This window comes from Flavobacterium sp., from assembly GCF_030146175.1.
Taxonomy (GTDB): Bacteria; Bacteroidota; Bacteroidia; order Flavobacteriales; family Flavobacteriaceae; genus Flavobacterium.
Genome location: NZ_JASLCE010000059.1, coordinates 1 through 16,672 on the forward strand (window position 1 = coordinate 1; position 16,672 = coordinate 16,672).

A 16,672-nucleotide genomic window follows, 5' to 3' on the forward strand; every position below is an offset into this window, starting at 1 on the left:
AAGTTATGCTAAAATTGGCGCCCCTTGTTTGTAGGCTAAAGCCTTTTTAAAATCTGGTGCAGGACTGTTAACGGCCTATATTCCCAAGTGTGGTTATGAAATTATGCAAACGGCACTTCCGGAAGTCATGGTAGAAACCGACGATTATCCGACACATATCCGGGCGATCGATACCAAACTAAAAATACAGGCGGTTGGAATCGGAATCGGGATTGGTCAGCATCTGGAAACCCAACAGGCTGTTTTTCATTTTTTAAAACTGAATAAAGCGCCTTTGGTAATCGATGCCGACGGGATTAATATTCTATCGGAAAACAAAGAATGGTTGGAGTTTTTACCACCCAAAACCATTTTGACACCGCATGTAAAAGAATTGGAACGACTGATTGGTGCATGGAAAAACGAAGCGGATAAAATGGAAAAAGTGAAAACACTTTCCAAAATATTCGATATTGTAATGGTGATTAAAGGGGCACCGACGCACCTTGTTTATCAGGATCAGGTTTATGAAAACACAACCGGGAACCAGTCTTTGGCTACCGCAGGAAGCGGCGATGTTTTAACAGGGATTATAACCGGTTTGTTGGCACAGGCTTATGATCCGGTAGATGCGGCTGTTACCGGCGTTTATATTCACGGTTTAACGGCCGATATTGCTTTACCCGAATTGGGTTATCATGCGTTTGTCGCTTCCGATATCATTGCGTATCTCGGAAAAGCGTTCCATACGTTGTACGAATAAAAAAACGCTTCCGTCTGGAAGCGTTTTTTGTTATTTAACACCTTGTTTGGTGAATAGCTCTGTAAGTTGTGGATCCGATGGTCGTGGTGCATCAGCTGTAACGATATTTCCGTTTGGATCGACCAGGATAAATCGCGGAATACTTTCAATTCCGTATTCTTTTATAAACTGAGAACTCCAGTCGTTATCCGCAAATAACTGGATACCGCCTAATTTTTTCTCGTCTACCAGTTTTTTCCATTTGTCGTAGTCTTTTTTGGCATCGATCGAAATACTTACAAATTCGATGTTTTTACCATGGTATTGTTCTTCGACTTTTTGAAGAAATGGAATTTCCTGACGACACGGACCACACCAGGTTGCCCATACGTCGATATACACAAATTTACCTTTTAGGTTGTCCAGTGAAGTCTGACCGCCTTTGTAGTTTTCATAATTGAATTTAGGCGATGGTTTTCCAGGAATCAATCCTTTAATTTTGTTGAACTTTTCGGTTAAGTCTTCCTTGAATTTGTTATCGGTAGACAACGCCATGATTTCTTTGTATAAGGCTTCCGATTCGGTATTTCCGGCACGGATCTGGTACCCTAAGTTTTGCAGAAAACTGTTTTTAATGTTCGGACTTTTTATTTTTTTAATTTCCGTTAAAATACGATCGCTTAATTCTTTTTCGGTCAGATTTGCGCTATTTTCTGATACTTTCTGATTAAAACGTGCAGCAATCAATTGTTTGTACGGATTGGAAAACAAGAAGTCGTTATCGCTATCCATATCAAGGGTAGTGTCTAATTTAGGGAAGCTTTCAGAAGGTTTGAAGTTTTCCTTTTTGGCATAATGGGCATGATACGCCGGATAGTTTAGCAATAAAAGCTGTTCGAAATAGTCGATACTTTTTTGTTCGTTCTTTTTAAAACCGGCATCGGTAAATTTGGTACTGTTGTACAATCCCAATACGGCAGTTTTTAATTCTTTGTTTTTATTGACATAGGTAGTCTCATCCTGACTGTAAAAAGTCTGCGGATTGCCAAGCATGGTATTTACCAGCTGACCTTTTTTAACCAGATATTGATTTTCAACACTGCCATTTCCGGAAAAAGCAAGCGAGGTATTGAAATTAGCATCGTCGGCTGTAATGTTTAGTTTGGTTCCTTTGGCCAGATATAAAGAAGCACGGTTGTTTTTGGTGCTTAGGGTGTAGGAACCGCTATACGAAATAGGGAAGGTTTCGGAAAACGAACCGTCGGGTTTTAAAGCAATCTCTTTGTTAAAACTTTCGCCTTTGATTTTGATCTTTTTTTCTTCGGTATTGCTGATTTTTCCGGATATCGTAATCGTTTCTGCCGGTAGCGCAAACGACGACAATACAAGGATCATCAACAAATAAAGTGTGTTTTTCATTGAAAATAGTTTTTAGTTGGTTTTTTTAGGAGTTCAAATATAAGGATTGTTGTTTGTATAATAACATCCGAAATAGGTATAATATAGTTTGTTTTTTAGGCATATTTTATGGAATTTTGAGCAATTAATTTTTTAGACAAAAATGGACACAATACATTATATAAGCTCCGATGTGATTTCACTGGAGTTACTACAGGAAATCATTTCGCAAAACATGAAACTGGAGTTATCGGAAGAAGCACGTGTAAATATCGAAAAATGCCGTGCCTATCTGGATGCCAAAATGGAATCGCATGGCGAGCCGATTTACGGAATCAACACTGGTTTTGGCTCTTTGTGTAATGTGAAAATTTCAAACGAAAACCTGTCTAAGTTACAGGAAAATCTGGTAAAATCGCATGCTTGTGGTACCGGAGATGAAGTGCCACATGAAATTGTAAAAATCATGTTGTTGCTTAAAATCAAATCGTTAAGCTTTGGTCATTCTGGTGTACAGTTAAAAACGGTAGAGCGATTGGTTGATTTCTATAATAACGATGTTTTACCGGTGATTTATACGCAGGGCTCATTAGGTGCTTCCGGCGATTTGGCACCATTGGCGCATTTGTCGTTACCGTTAATCGGAGAAGGTGAAGTGTATCTGGATGGTTTCCGCCAGCCGGCTAAAAAAGTCCTTGAAAAAATGGGATGGGAGCCAATCGTATTGCAATCCAAAGAAGGATTGGCGTTGTTAAACGGAACACAGTTTATGAGTGCTTATGGTGCTTATGTATTACTAAAAGCAAGTAAATATGCCTATTTGGCCGATCTTATCGGAGCAATTTCTCTGGAAGGATTTGATGGACGAATCGAACCGTTTAACGAACTGATTCATTTGGTTCGTCCGCATAAAGGACAAATCAATACAGCGAAACGTTTTAAGGAATTACTGGAAGACAGTGAAATTATAGCGCAACCTAAAAAACATGTTCAGGATCCGTATTCGTTCCGTTGTATTCCTCAGGTACATGGTGCTTCAAAAGATACGATCGATTATGTAAAACGTGTTTTTAAAACGGAAATCAATTCGGTTACCGATAACCCTAATATTTTTATTGAAACGGATGAGATTATTTCCGGTGGAAACTTCCACGGTCAGCCATTGGCATTGGCGTTGGATTTCCTTGGAATCGCCTTGGCTGAACTGGGTAATATTTCCGAAAGACGTACGTATCAGTTAATTTCCGGATTACGTGATTTACCAGCCTTTTTGGTTAGCGATCCGGGATTGAATTCCGGATTTATGATTCCGCAATATACTGCTGCAAGTATCGTAAGTCAGAATAAACAATATGCAACTCCGGCGAGTATCGATAGTATCGTATCGTCTAATGGTCAGGAAGACCATGTGAGTATGGGCGCTAACGCGGCTACCAAAGCTTTGAAAATTATGGAAAACCTGGAGCGTATTTTGGCTATTGAGCTAATGAATGCTTCACAGGCCATCGAGTTCAGAAGACCTTTACAGTCAAGTGAGTTTATCGAAAGCTTCCTGAAATTATATCGCGAAGAAGTGCCTTTGGTAACGGAAGACCGAATTTTACATTATGATATCGAAAAATCGGTAGCGTTTTTAAACAGCTTCCAGATGGACGAAGTATTGTTTGAGTAATACAATAAATAGATCTGGCTATATAATTTTTACACCTGACAGGTTTTTAAAACCTGTCAGGTGTTCTTAATTAGTACTGTTCAATTAAATAATAAAATGGAAAATTTTAATAGAAAAAAACATTGGGAAACCATTTACGAAAGTAAACCTTTAGAAACCGTAAGCTGGTACCAGCCTAATCCGGAAACCTCATTGTATTTTCTGGAGCAATCCCATTTACCGAAATCGGCTAAGATTATTGATATTGGCGGAGGTGATAGTTTTTTGGTGGATCATTTGCTGAAATCGGGTTATACCGATATTACGGTTTTGGATATTTCGGAAGCGGCAATTGAGCGCGCCAAAACCAGACTGGGGAACCAAGCGGCAAAAGTGAAATGGATTGTGGCCGATGTTACCGATTTTAAACCGACAGAACACTATGATTTTTGGCATGACCGCGCGGCATTTCATTTTTTAACCAATCAAAAGGATGTGGATACCTATCTGAAAACGACTGCCAAAGCGATTGCTCCAAATGGAAATATGATTATTGGAACATTTTCGGAACAGGGACCAGAAAAATGTAGCGGTATTGCAATAAAGCAATATTCGGAACAAAGCATGACAACGTTATTTCAAACGGATTTTGAAAAGAGTAGCTGTCTTACGGTTGATCATGACACACCATTTGACACCGTTCAGAATTTTGTATTTTGTCATTTCCGGAAAAAATAAAAAGAGGAGTGTGCTGTTATAGCAAAAGACCTGACAGGTTTTCGAAAACTGTCAGGTCTGACTTTATAAAGAATAAAACACCTGATTGTTTATAACGGTCAGGTGTTTTTTATTATAAAAAGTATAGGCTTAGTAATCCCAAAGCAGCGGGAAGACTTTGTACCATTAAGATTGACTTTTGTACGGTAATCGCACCGTAAACTCCGGCTACGAATACGCATCCCAAAAAGAAAGTAGCAATATGAATACTCCATTGCAGATCGCAAATCAGTAGCGACCAGATCAGACCGGCGGCAAGAAATCCGTTATACAATCCCTGGTTTCCGGCCATTTGTTTTGTTTTTTCAAACATTTCTTCCGGTACGCTTTTAAATACTTTTTTAGCGCGCGTGGTCCAGGCAAACATTTCCAGCCATACGATATAAAGATGCAGTAAGGCTATAAATCCAATAATAATTTTTGAAAGTAAAGTCATAGGAGATTTGGTTTTGGTTATTCGGAATGATCCAGTATTCGTTCTATTCTTTTGTCCGGAATGAGCCACATAATGGCCACCAGAACATAAAAAGCGCCGGCAATTAGTCCGTTGTAGTTCGAGGCGATTATCCCTAAAATATAAAAAACGGGCGATAGTTTTCCCTTAATATCTTTTCCGATAGCTTTGGATAAAACCGAATCCGGACCGTGTTTTTTCAGGATCAGATATTGCAATATAAAATAGGCTAATGCACATAATAACAGTACGATTCCGTAGAGCATCATCGGAAGAGGAGCAAAATGATTTTCGCCGATCCATGCCGTTGCGAACGGTATCATCGACAACCAAAACAATAAATGCAGGTTGGCCCATAAAATACCTCCTGAAATCTGTTTTACCGTATGCATCATATGATGGTGGTTGTTCCAATAGATTCCTACATAGATAAAGCTCAATATATAGCTCAGGAATACAGGCAAAATAGGCTTTAAGGCACTAAAGCTAACTTCGTGCGGCACTTTGATTTCCAAAACCATAATGGTAATAATAATGGCGAGTACGCCGTCGCTAAAAGCTTCCAGTCGGGTTTTGTTCATAGGGGAGAATTTATAGGTTTTCGGAGCGCAGGGTTTTGTGAATCCTACGTTTGTGATGGGTTTGACGTAAATTCTGATCACCGGATATCACACTAATGTTGCCGTCGATTTCCAGCATAGCCAGTTTGACATCTTTATAGCGTTCGATTCCGTGTTCGCGGATGGCTTCATACAATTCGTCGGATGTAATACCGAGTCGGCTTAACGTATCGAATTCCAGTTTTCCGTTATGGATCAGGATTTCCGGTTTGTCTTGTAGCAGGTTACTGAGTTTTTTGTATTTAAACAGTAACTTTTTAAAGATAAAGTTGATGATAAACAGCACCAATGCGGCCGCTAATCCTCCCGAAAGACTGGAATCGCTTCCAACCATTGCATTTTGAACAGCATTACTGATCAGTAATATCAGGATGACATCGGCCGTATTGAGCTGCGATAATTGTTTTTTACCAAAAATACGGAGGGCTACCACCATAAAGATATATACGGCGGAACTTCTGACGATTATATCCAGGTAGGCTTCCATATCAGGTGTTTATTTCCATTTAAAATTTTTCTCGATGGCTTTGATCATTTCACCGGCAATGTCTTTTTGTGTCGCGCCTTCGATACCTTCCAATCCGGGTGAGGAGTTTACTTCCAGTAATAACGGTCCTTTGGACGAACGAATAATATCTACTCCGGCAACTTTTAAATTCATTGCTTTGGCTGCTTTGATTGCAATGCGTTTTTCTTCGGCTGTTACTTTTACAACCGATGCCGTTCCGCCTAAATGGATATTAGCACGGAATTCGCCTGGTAAAGCTTCCCGTTGCATCGCGGCAACCACTTTTCCGTCGACTACAAACAAACGAAGGTCTTTTCCGTTGGCTTCTTTAATAAATTCCTGTACGAGGATATTGGCATTTAAACTTTTGAAAGCATTGATCACACTTTCTGCCGCTTTTTTGGTTTCGGCCAATACAACACCTTTTCCTTGTGTTCCTTCCAATAATTTTACGATTAAAGGCGAACCGCCAACCATTTTGATAAGGTCATTGGTGTCGAGTGGGGAATTGGCAAATCCGGTTGTTGGGATATCTACGCCATTGTTAAGTAGCAATTGCAGGGAAAACAGTTTGTCGCGTGACTGACTGATTGCTGCGGAGCTGTTTAAACTAAATACTTTTAAGGCTTCGAATTGTCGCGTTAAGGCACAACCGTAATAGGTCATACTTGGACGAATTCGGGGAATTACGGCGTCAAAGTCGTTTAAAACACGACCTCCGCGGTAATGAATTTCCGGAGCCGTAGCATCCAGTTTCATATAACAGTATTTCAGGTTTAGGAAATGCATTTCGTGACCGCGCATTTCTCCGGCTTCCATAATGCGTTTGTTACTGTAAAGTTCCGGGTTACTGGCCAGCAAACCGATACGAAGGCCTTTTTTGGAGGATTCTTCGCTATAATAGTATTCTTTGATTTTTTCTTTTGTAGGATGACCCAAAAGGTATTTTTGTTCCGGATCTACCAATATACGTCCCGACATGGCTTCCCGTCCTAAAAGCATACGGAATCCCATAGAGTCGCGATTGGTTAGTGTTAATTCCACATCCCATTCACTACCACCGATTTCCAATACGGTGCGGATCACATAACGCAGTTCGCGATAACCACTGGAGCTTTTAACCACACGTTTGTCAATTAAAAGTGCTTCACAATGAATAACGGCTTTTATATTATTCTGGATAGGGTTAATATCGAATTTTACCCAGTTTTCACCATTTTTTTCAAATGGTACAATGTTGGTGGCATGCAATGCCGAAGTTTTTGCCCCGGAGTCGACCCGGGCTTTGATTGTTGGAATTCCAAGAGTAGGAAAAGAGCACCATTCTTCACTACCTACAATAACTTTGTCTAGCATTTCTTTGTTTGTATTTGTAATTCTAAAGTACTACTTTTTTTGAAATGCCAAACACATTTGCTTAAAAAAGAAAAAACCTACTTAATTAGTAGGTTTTTCAGCTTTTTTAATGGCTACGGTGAGTTCCTGACTGCTATCATCAAGATCCATAAAGATTTCATCACCTTCGTGTATCTTGGATGTGATGATCTCCTCAGCCAGTGCATCTTCCACATATTTCTGAATCGCTCGTTTTAGCGGTCGGGCTCCGAATTGTTTGTCAAATCCTTTATCGGCGATAAAGTCTTTTGCTTTTTCGGATAAGGCTAATTTATAACCTAAATCGGCCACTCGGGCATATAGTTTTTCCAACTCGATATCGATAATTTTGTCGATATGTTCTTTTTCAAGCGGGTTGAATACAATTACATCGTCAATACGGTTTAGGAATTCCGGAGCAAATGCTTTTTTAAGTGCATTTTCGATAATCCCTTTTGAATTTTCATCCACCTGCGATTGTCGGGCAGTAGTTCCGAAACCAACACCCTGACCGAAGTCTTTTAATTGACGCGCTCCTACATTCGAGGTCATGATGATAATCGTATTGCGGAAGTCAATTTTACGACCTAAACTGTCGGTTAAATGTCCGTCGTCTAATACCTGTAACATCATGTTGAAAACGTCCGGATGGGCTTTTTCGATCTCGTCTAAAAGGACAACACAATACGGTTTACGTCTTACTTTTTCGGTAAGTTGTCCACCTTCTTCGTATCCTACATATCCCGGAGGCGCTCCAACCAATCTTGAGATGGCGAATTTCTCCATATATTCACTCATATCGATACGAACCAACGCATCTTCCGAATCGAATAATTCTTTAGCAATTACTTTGGCCAATTGCGTTTTACCAACCCCGGTTTGCCCCAGGAAGATAAAAGAACCAATTGGTTTGTTCGGATCTTTTAATCCGGCACGGTTACGTTGGATGGACTTGGCAATTTTTAAAACAGCTTCATCCTGACCCACCACTTTACCTTTGATCAAATCTGGTAAATGTGCCAGTTTATTGCTTTCGGTTTGAGCGATACGGTTTACCGGTATACCTGTCATCATCGAAACGACGTCGGCTACATTGTCTTCGGTTACGGTAATACGGTTGTTTTTCGCATCTTCTTCCCATTGCTCCTGAGCGGTAGCAAGGTCTTTTTCAATGCGTTTTTCATCGTCGCGTAATTTTGCCGCTTCTTCGTATTTCTGTTTTTTAACCACCGAGTTTTTCAGTTCGCGTACTTCTTCCAACTGACGTTCCAAATCAAGGATTTGTTTTGGTACGTCGATATTGGTAATGTGAACGCGGGAACCGGCCTCGTCCAAAGCATCGATCGCTTTGTCCGGCAGGAAGCGTTCCGACATATAACGGTTGGTTAATTTTACACAGGCTTCGATAGCTTCCGGTGTATAAATTACGTTATGGTGATCTTCGTATTTGTTTTTAATATTGTTCAGAATTGTAATGGTTTCTTCTACCGAAGTAGGTTCCACAATTACTTTCTGGAAACGTCTTTCCAAAGCACCGTCTTTTTCGATATACTGACGGTATTCGTCAAGCGTCGTAGCACCAATACATTGGATTTCGCCACGTGCCAACGCCGGTTTAAACATATTGGAAGCATCCAGCGAACCGGTAGCACCTCCGGCACCAACAATGGTGTGGATTTCGTCGATAAACAAAATGATATCGTCGTTTTTCTCCAAATCGTTAATCACGGCTTTAATACGCTCTTCGAACTGACCACGGTATTTAGTTCCGGCTACAAGGCTGGCAAGATCCAGTGTTACTACCCGTTTGTTAAACAAAATACGGGATACTTTTTTCTGGATGATACGCAACGCAAGTCCTTCGGCAATGGCTGATTTACCCACTCCCGGTTCTCCGATTAATAACGGGTTGTTCTTTTTACGACGGCTTAAAATCTGAGAAACACGTTCGATTTCTTTTTCCCGACCTACAACCGGATCCAGTTTGCCTTCTTCGGCTAATTCGGTTAAATCACGTCCGAAATTGTCCAGAACCGGTGTTTTCGATTTTTTATTGGTTTTGCCTGTCCCCGGATTGTTAAAACCCGTGTCACGCAAACTGTCATCTTGTCCGGAATCGTCGTTAAACGACTCGGCTTTTGGCAGGTTATCTAGGTAATCTTCTTCGTTTGATGTCATAGCAATAAATTGTTCTTTAACTATTTCGTAGTCAATTTTTAATTTGTTTAAAAGCTTTGTTGTCGGATCGTTCTCATTTCGGAGAATACACAACAATAAATGAGCGGTACTTATCGAAGTACTCTGGAATACTTTAGCTTCTAAAAAAGTGGTACGTAAAGCACGTTCTGCCTGACGTGTCAGATGTAGGTTTTTCTTTTCGTTACTGCGATCGATATTAGGATTGGCGGGGCTTAATACTTCAACTTTTCTGCGTAAATGCTCTAAATCTACGTCCAGATTATTTAATATATTAATTGCGGTTCCATTACCGTCTCTTAAAATGCCTAACATTAAGTGTTCCGTACCGATAAAGTCATGCCCTAATCGTAAAGCCTCTTCTTTACTATAGCTAATTACGTCCTTAACTCTTGGTGAAAAATTATCGTCCATTACTTAAAAATACTTTATACTGTAAATTTACTAATTCAGGTAGGATAAAGCAAAAACCATACCTGACATTTTGAGGGATCTCCTTTATGCTAATTGACAAAAAAAAAACGACATATAAAAGTTAAAAAGTGTGAATTTTTAAGCATTCCGGTGGTTTTTACTGTTGATAAATCGCTGAAATTTATACAGAAAAATGTGATTCTTTACTGGAAAAATATGTATATTGGCACGTTTTGAAATAACTATAATTTTTTAATATAACAACTTATGTCTGAAGGAGAAAAGTTAATTCCTATTAACATTGAGGACGAAATGAAATCTGCTTACATCGATTATTCGATGTCAGTAATTGTATCAAGGGCGCTTCCTGATGTTAGAGATGGCTTGAAACCGGTTCACCGAAGAGTATTGTTCGGAATGTATGAATTAGGAGTATTATCGAATAGAGCACATAAAAAATCGGCCAGAATCGTAGGAGAAGTTCTGGGGAAATACCACCCGCACGGGGACAGCTCTGTTTACGATGCTATGGTTCGTATGGCTCAGGAATGGAGTTTGCGATATCTTTTAGTGGACGGCCAGGGGAACTTCGGTTCTATCGATGGTGACAGTCCGGCAGCTATGCGTTATACGGAAGCAAGAATGAAAAAACTTTCGGAAGAAATTCTTGCCGATATTGATAAAGAAACAGTTGATTTCCAGTTAAACTTTGATGATACTTTAGAAGAGCCTAAAGTAATGCCAACCAAAATCCCGAACCTGTTAATTAACGGAGCTTCCGGTATTGCGGTAGGTATGGCAACCAATATGGCGCCACACAATTTAACGGAAGTGATAGATGGTACTCTGGCGTATATCGATAATAATGATATCGAGATAGATGAGCTAATGCAGTACATCAAGGCACCGGATTTCCCAACCGGAGGTGTGATTTATGGTTACGAAGGTGTTCGTGAAGCTTTTAAAACCGGTAGAGGACGTGTGGTTGTTCGTGCGAAAGCCAACTTCGAAGAAGTAGACGGTCGCGAGTCGATTATCGTAACGGAAATCCCGTACCAGGTGAATAAGGCGGAAATGATCAAAAAGACAGCCGACCTGGTTAATGAAAAGAGAATCGAAGGTATTTCGACGATCCGTGACGAATCGGATCGTAACGGTATGCGTATCGTTTATGTGTTAAAACGGGAAGCGGTTCCGAATATCGTATTGAATACCCTTTATAAATATACACAATTACAGTCGTCGTTCAGTGTGAATAATATCGCATTGGTAAAAGGACGTCCGCAATTGTTAAACCTAAAAGATCTGATCCACTATTTTGTGGAACACCGTCATGAGGTAGTAACCCGTCGTGCGGAATTCGATTTGCGCAAAGCAGAAGAAAGAGCGCATATCTTAGAAGGTCTGATCATTGCTTCGGATAATATTGACGAAGTAATCGCGTTGATTCGTGCGTCTAAAAACGCCGATGAAGCTAAAGAAAAATTAGTAGAGCGCTTTAATTTATCGGATATCCAGTCGCGTGCTATCGTAGAAATGCGTTTACGTCAGTTAACCGGACTGGAGCAGGATAAGTTACGTGCGGAATACGACGAGATCATGAAATTGATTGCTTATTTACGAGAATTATTGGCAAGCAAGGAAATGAGAATGGGTGTTATTAAAGATGAATTAGCGGAAATCCGCGATAAATACGGTGACAATCGTCGTTCGGTTATTGAATATGCCGGAGGTGATGTGAGTATCGAAGATTTAATTGCCGATGAAAATGTGGTTATTACGATTTCGCATGCCGGATATATCAAACGTACACCGCTATCGGAATACAAAACACAAAATAGAGGTGGAGTAGGACAAAAAGGTGTGGCCACGCGTGACCAGGATTTCCTGGAACATTTGTTTGTAGCAACCAACCACCAATATATGTTGTTCTTCACGCAAAAAGGAAAATGTTTCTGGATGCGCGTTTACGAAATTCCGGAAGGAAGTAAAACCAGTAAAGGTAGAGCTATCCAAAACCTTATTAATATCGAGAACGACGATAAAGTAAAAGCATTTATCTGTACGCAGGATTTAAAAGACGAAGAGTACATCAACAGTCATTATGTGATCATGGCGACCAAACAAGGTCAGGTTAAAAAGACACCGTTGGAACAATATTCCCGTCCGCGTCAAAATGGTATCAATGCGATTACGATTAAAGAAGACGATGAGCTACTGGAAGCAAAATTAACCAACGGAGAAAGTCAGATTCTAATTGCGGTGAAATCCGGAAAATTGGTTCGTTTCGAAGAAGGAAAAACCCGTCCGATGGGAAGAAGTGCTTCGGGAGTTCGCGGTATTACATTGGCTGACGAAAAAGATGAAGTAATCGGAATGGTTTCGGTAAACGATATGGAAAGTGAAATTTTGGTTGTTTCGGAAAACGGATATGGAAAACGTTCGTCGCTGGAAGACTACCGTATTACAAACCGTGGTGGTAAAGGTGTGAAAACGCTAAACATTACCGATAAAACCGGAAGTTTGGTTTCGATTAATAACGTAACCGATGCTGATGACTTGATGATTATCAATAAATCCGGATTAACGATTCGTATGGCGGTTTCCGATTTGAGAGTTATGGGACGTGCGACACAAGGTGTACGTTTGATTAATATCAAAGGAAACGATTCGATTGCGGCTGTTACTAAAGTAATGCGCGAAGAAAATGACGGATCGGAAAATGAAGATATGGATAACTCAGAAATAACTGAATCTCAAGAATAAATAAACAACCTAAATCACTAACAGATGAAAATTAAATATGCTTTATTAGCGACATCAATGTTTTTCTCTGTGGCTTCATTTGCGCAGAAAGACGAGTTGAAAACGCTGAAAAAATTATATGCCAAAGATCAATTGTCTACTTCGGAAATATCCGAATACAAATCGGCGGTTAATAAATTAAGTGGTATGTCCGGAATGGCAGAAGCCGATCAGGTATATGCTAATTTCTATAAATCGATGACACCATTGTTGGAGTTGATGACAGCCGGAGCTGCGCCAAATGCACAAACGCTAGCCAAAGCTTTTACACCGGCTAAAATCAATGAAATGGCAGCAGGCTTAAATGCTACGTTGGATTTCGAGAAAAAAAACGGTAAAAAAGTATATACCGACGATATTAACGAGACGATTACAGAATACAAACCGGTATTGATTAATTATGCGATTACCTTAAACCAGGCATCTAAATTTAAAGAAGCGGGTCAGGTTTTTGAAGCGATTTATAATCTGGATAAAAAAGACGAAGGAAATTTATACAATGCTTCGATTTTAGCATTACAGGCTCAGGATTTTGATTTAGCATTAAAATACTTGTATGAGTTGAAAAAAATCAATTATTCCGGTGAAGGAACGATGTACTACGCTGTAAATAAAGCTTCCGGAAATGAAGAATCTTTTAATTCGGATGCCGACCGTAAAGCATCAATGAAATTAGGTGTACACGAAAAACCAAGAGACGAAAAAGTGCCTTCGAAAAGAGGAGAGATCTATAAAAATATCGCCTCTATCTTAGTGCATCAGGGAAAAATTGATGAAGCTAAAAAAGCGATCAGCGAAGCAAAAGCAGCAAATCCTGGTGATACCAGTTTAATGTTGGCGGAAGCAAATTTATATTTGGATGCGAAAGATTTTACCAACTATAAGCGAATCATCACCGAAGTATTGGAAAAAGATCCAAACGATGCTGATTTGTTGTTTAACTTAGGTGTGATCAGCACAAATTCCGGTGATATCGAAGATGCCAAAAAATATTACAAACGTGCTATCGAAGTGAATCCAAACTATTTTAATGCCTACAATAACTTAGGTGCATTAATGTTGTTTGGTGAGGACAAAATGGTAAAAGAGATGAACTCTTTAGGAACTACTCCAAAAGACAACAAGCGATTTGACGAGTTAAAAGCAAAACGTAATAAAATGTATACGGATGCTTTACCGTATTTTGAAAAAGCATTGCAGATCGAACCAAAAGAACCAAATATCAAAGCGGTATTGTTAAACGCTTATCAGGTGTTGGAAATGGATGCGAAATACAAAGCATTAAAAGCACAGAAATAATAACAATAAAAAAACCGAAACGTTGAGTTTCGGTTTTTTTTTTATACTATTTTTTTGATGACACGGAGATTATGAGAATGCCTTCCGGTGTCGACATTGTAAATTCCAAGATGATCCAGTCGGTCAATACGGACTTTTCCGTGGGCGTGAATGATATAGTTGTTTTCCATAATCATTCCCACATGGATAATTTTTCCTTCTTCATTATCAAAAAAGGCCAAATCGCCCGGTTCACTTTCTTCTATAAAACTCAACGCTTCGCCTTGTGTGGCTTGTTGTGAAGCGTCCCGTAAAATCGAATAGCCGTTCAGTTTGTACACCATTTGTGTAAAACCCGAACAATCGATTCCAAAAGGTGTTTTGCCACCCCATAAATACGGCGCATTCAGATACATAAAAGCGGTTTTGATCAATTCCGATTTGGGCTTGATACCACAAATTTTTACGCCTTCGAATGCAAACTGAGCCGTGTTAATTTCCGGGAAATCCAAAAACGACAGCGAACTGCCAATCGGAATTGGAATCAGAAAGTTATTCGGAGTGGTAATATACTCGATCAGATCGGCATTTAATATGGCAGCCGAATTGGAGATGGCCTGATACTGTTCTTCTGAAATTAGCTGAAACTGTTTATTGTCAACCCAACCTTCGTAACCGTCGAATGCCAGTTTTATTTTAGCCCAATTGGTGGTTTGCTCTAAAATTTTGAAATGTTCCCCAAATAAAACCTGGGAAACTAATTCGCTTCTGTCGTTGGATTCGGCACGTAATGGTACAATAGCAAGATTACAAATTGCAAACATTCAGATTGATTTTAAAGTGAATGATGCGCCTTAAATCTTTCCGGGAAACCCGCCCGATTTAAAACGCATCATTTAAAAATTCTAATTAAGCTCTTTCGATCACAATAGCCGAAGCACCACCACCACCATTACAGATAGCAGCTGCACCGATTTTGGCATTGTTTTGTTCTAAAACGTTTAATAACGTAACTACGATACGCGCTCCGGAACATCCCAGCGGGTGACCTAAAGATACTGCACCACCGTTTACGTTTACTTTATCATTTTCCAATCCTAAGATTTTAGCATTTGCCAATCCTACTACAGAGAACGCTTCGTTAAATTCGAAGAAATCAACGTCAGCAAGTGCGATTCCAGCTTTGTCTAATGCTTTTGGTAATGCTTTTGCAGGTGCTGTTGTAAACCATTTTGGCTCTTGTGCAGCATCGGCATAACTTTTAATATAAGCAAGCGGTTTTAAACCAAGAGCGTTGGCTTTATCTTCGCTCATTAATACTACTGCAGCAGCTCCGTCGTTGATTGTAGAAGCGTTTGCGGCCGTTACAGTTCCGTCTTTTGTAAATACAGCGTTTAGAGTAGGAATCTTGTCTAATTTTACGTTAGTATATTCCTCATCTTTTGTAACCATGATCGGATCGCCTTTACGTTGCGGAACGGCTACCGGTACGATTTCATTGTCAAATTTATTCGCATCCCATGCTTTTGCCGAACGCTCATACGATTGAATCGCAAAAGCATCCTGCTCTTCACGGGTGATTTTATATTCTGTAGCACATAAATCGGCAGAAACACCCATAGCGTTGTTATCGTATGCATCGGTTAAACCGTCTTTCTGCATACCATCTACCATAGAAGCCGGGCCAAATTTATATCCGTTTCGTAAATGTACGTAGTGTGGAATCAAACTCATGTTTTCCATACCTCCGGCTACCACGATTTCAGCATCACCGGCCATAATAGCCTGCGCACCTTGCATAATGGATTTCATACCTGAGGCACATACTTTGTTTACTGTTGTACAAACTACGGAATTCGGTAGTCCTGCGTAAATAGCCGCCTGACGTGCGGGTGCCTGACCAACTCCGGCCTGAACCACATTACCCATTATTACTTCGTCAACCAGGTTCGGATCTAAATTGATCTTGTTTAAGGCTCCTTTTATTGCAGTAGCTCCCAATTGTGGCGCTGTTACAGTAGATAAAGCACCCATAAAGCTTCCTATCGGTGTTCTAACCGCTGAAACGATTACTACTTTTTTACTCATGATTATTAGTTGTTGGTTTGTTATTATTCTTGAAGTTGCGAATTTAACCAATTTTGCGCATATATATATAGTGTGCCGTTATTTTCTTAGGGTTGACCACCGAATACTTTACTTACAAATGTTTTCGGAAGCCTATAAATGCTGGAAAATCGCTTCGGGTAATGAAATTGTAAATTTTTTGTAATTTCTATGTTGTTGACAGTGAAATAGTTTTCAGAAAAAAGTAAAAAAAATGAAAAAAATACTCGAAAATACTTGCAGAAAATGGAATGTTGTTCTACATTTGCAACCGCAAACAAGGAAGTAAATTCCTTACTAAGCAGGAGAGGTGCCGGAGTGGTAACGGAGCAGATTGCTAATCTGTCGACGGGTAACCGTCGCCAGGGTT

The 16,672-nt window shown here is 39.8% G+C and carries 12 protein-coding genes and 1 pseudogene; 5 read left to right on the forward strand and 8 right to left on the reverse strand.

The features are described from left to right. Window positions 1–46: 46 nt before the first annotated feature. Window positions 47–742, forward strand: a pseudogene (locus Q1R07_RS07175) (NAD(P)H-hydrate dehydratase); the annotation flags it as partial. A gap of 30 nt (window positions 743–772) precedes the next feature. Here Q1R07_RS07175 and Q1R07_RS07180 read toward each other — a convergent pair. Beyond that, on the reverse strand, window positions 773–2,140 hold the full coding sequence (locus tag Q1R07_RS07180; RefSeq protein WP_300487879.1) for a TlpA disulfide reductase family protein: 1,368 nt from the start codon (window positions 2,138–2,140) through the stop codon (window positions 773–775). 142 nt (window positions 2,141–2,282) lie between these two features. Here Q1R07_RS07180 and hutH point away from each other — a divergent pair, with 142 nt between their 5' ends. After that, complete coding sequence (hutH, locus tag Q1R07_RS07185) at window positions 2,283–3,791, forward strand: histidine ammonia-lyase (protein WP_300487881.1); 1,509 nt, start codon at window positions 2,283–2,285, stop codon at window positions 3,789–3,791. Between the two features lie 96 nt (window positions 3,792–3,887). Continuing rightward, window positions 3,888–4,508, forward strand: coding sequence for a class I SAM-dependent methyltransferase (locus Q1R07_RS07190; protein ID WP_300487884.1), 621 nt, complete (start codon window positions 3,888–3,890; stop codon window positions 4,506–4,508). A 112-nt stretch (window positions 4,509–4,620) separates the two neighbouring features. Here the strand turns inward: Q1R07_RS07190 and Q1R07_RS07195 are convergent, their stop codons facing one another. The 5 genes from Q1R07_RS07195 to Q1R07_RS07215 all read right to left on the reverse strand — a co-directional run bounded on the left by Q1R07_RS07195 (window position 4,621) and on the right by Q1R07_RS07215 (window position 10,113). Continuing rightward, a complete protein-coding gene (locus Q1R07_RS07195) occupies window positions 4,621–4,983 on the reverse strand; it encodes a DUF1304 domain-containing protein (RefSeq protein ID WP_300487887.1) in 363 nt (120 codons plus the stop codon). 17 nt (window positions 4,984–5,000) lie between these two features. Then, window positions 5,001–5,582 carry a TMEM175 family protein gene (locus tag Q1R07_RS07200; RefSeq protein ID WP_300487890.1) on the reverse strand — a complete coding sequence of 194 codons (582 nt, stop codon included), beginning with the start codon at window positions 5,580–5,582 and terminating at the stop codon, window positions 5,001–5,003. A 10-nt stretch (window positions 5,583–5,592) separates the two neighbouring features. Next, window positions 5,593–6,108: a YetF domain-containing protein gene (locus tag Q1R07_RS07205; protein WP_300487893.1), complete on the reverse strand. Its 516-nt coding sequence runs from the start codon at window positions 6,106–6,108 to the stop codon at window positions 5,593–5,595. 9 nt (window positions 6,109–6,117) lie between these two features. After that, a complete protein-coding gene (gene rimK, locus Q1R07_RS07210) occupies window positions 6,118–7,485 on the reverse strand; it encodes a 30S ribosomal protein S6--L-glutamate ligase (RefSeq protein ID WP_300487896.1) in 1,368 nt (455 codons plus the stop codon). 81 nt (window positions 7,486–7,566) lie between these two features. Further along, on the reverse strand, window positions 7,567–10,113 hold the full coding sequence (locus tag Q1R07_RS07215) for an ATP-dependent Clp protease ATP-binding subunit (protein WP_300487899.1): 2,547 nt from the start codon (window positions 10,111–10,113) through the stop codon (window positions 7,567–7,569). 267 nt (window positions 10,114–10,380) lie between these two features. Here Q1R07_RS07215 and gyrA point away from each other — a divergent pair, with 267 nt between their 5' ends. Further along, complete coding sequence (gyrA, locus tag Q1R07_RS07220; RefSeq protein ID WP_300487902.1) at window positions 10,381–12,879, forward strand: DNA gyrase subunit A; 2,499 nt, start codon at window positions 10,381–10,383, stop codon at window positions 12,877–12,879. A 24-nt stretch (window positions 12,880–12,903) separates the two neighbouring features. Then, window positions 12,904–14,217: a tetratricopeptide repeat protein gene (locus tag Q1R07_RS07225; protein WP_300487905.1), complete on the forward strand. Its 1,314-nt coding sequence runs from the start codon at window positions 12,904–12,906 to the stop codon at window positions 14,215–14,217. 41 nt (window positions 14,218–14,258) lie between these two features. Here Q1R07_RS07225 and Q1R07_RS07230 read toward each other — a convergent pair whose 3' ends face one another. Next, entirely contained in the window at window positions 14,259–15,020 is a 762-nt protein-coding gene (locus tag Q1R07_RS07230; RefSeq protein WP_136401719.1) for a C40 family peptidase, read from the reverse strand. Window positions 15,021–15,105: 85 nt separating this feature from the next. Then, window positions 15,106–16,284 carry an acetyl-CoA C-acyltransferase gene (locus tag Q1R07_RS07235; RefSeq protein ID WP_300487909.1) on the reverse strand — a complete coding sequence of 393 codons (1,179 nt, stop codon included), beginning with the start codon at window positions 16,282–16,284 and terminating at the stop codon, window positions 15,106–15,108. Between the last annotated feature and the right edge of the window lie 388 nt (window positions 16,285–16,672).

Coding starts and splice junctions, on each gene's coding strand:
- Q1R07_RS07205 (WP_300487893.1), bottom strand. CDS start 6,108: ATGGAAGCCTACCTGGATATAATCGTCAGAAGTTCCGCCGTATATATC.
- Q1R07_RS07235 (WP_300487909.1), bottom strand. CDS start 16,284: ATGAGTAAAAAAGTAGTAATCGTTTCAGCGGTTAGAACACCGATAGGA.
- Q1R07_RS07215 (WP_300487899.1), bottom strand. CDS start 10,113: ATGGACGATAATTTTTCACCAAGAGTTAAGGACGTAATTAGCTATAGT.
- Q1R07_RS07180 (WP_300487879.1), bottom strand. CDS start 2,140: ATGAAAAACACACTTTATTTGTTGATGATCCTTGTATTGTCGTCGTTT.
- Q1R07_RS07200 (WP_300487890.1), bottom strand. CDS start 5,582: ATGAACAAAACCCGACTGGAAGCTTTTAGCGACGGCGTACTCGCCATT.
- hutH (WP_300487881.1), top strand. CDS start 2,283: ATGGACACAATACATTATATAAGCTCCGATGTGATTTCACTGGAGTTA.
- Q1R07_RS07190 (WP_300487884.1), top strand. CDS start 3,888: ATGGAAAATTTTAATAGAAAAAAACATTGGGAAACCATTTACGAAAGT.
- Q1R07_RS07225 (WP_300487905.1), top strand. CDS start 12,904: ATGAAAATTAAATATGCTTTATTAGCGACATCAATGTTTTTCTCTGTG.
- gyrA (WP_300487902.1), top strand. CDS start 10,381: ATGTCTGAAGGAGAAAAGTTAATTCCTATTAACATTGAGGACGAAATG.
- Q1R07_RS07230 (WP_136401719.1), bottom strand. CDS start 15,020: ATGTTTGCAATTTGTAATCTTGCTATTGTACCATTACGTGCCGAATCC.
- rimK (WP_300487896.1), bottom strand. CDS start 7,485: ATGCTAGACAAAGTTATTGTAGGTAGTGAAGAATGGTGCTCTTTTCCT.
- Q1R07_RS07195 (WP_300487887.1), bottom strand. CDS start 4,983: ATGACTTTACTTTCAAAAATTATTATTGGATTTATAGCCTTACTGCAT.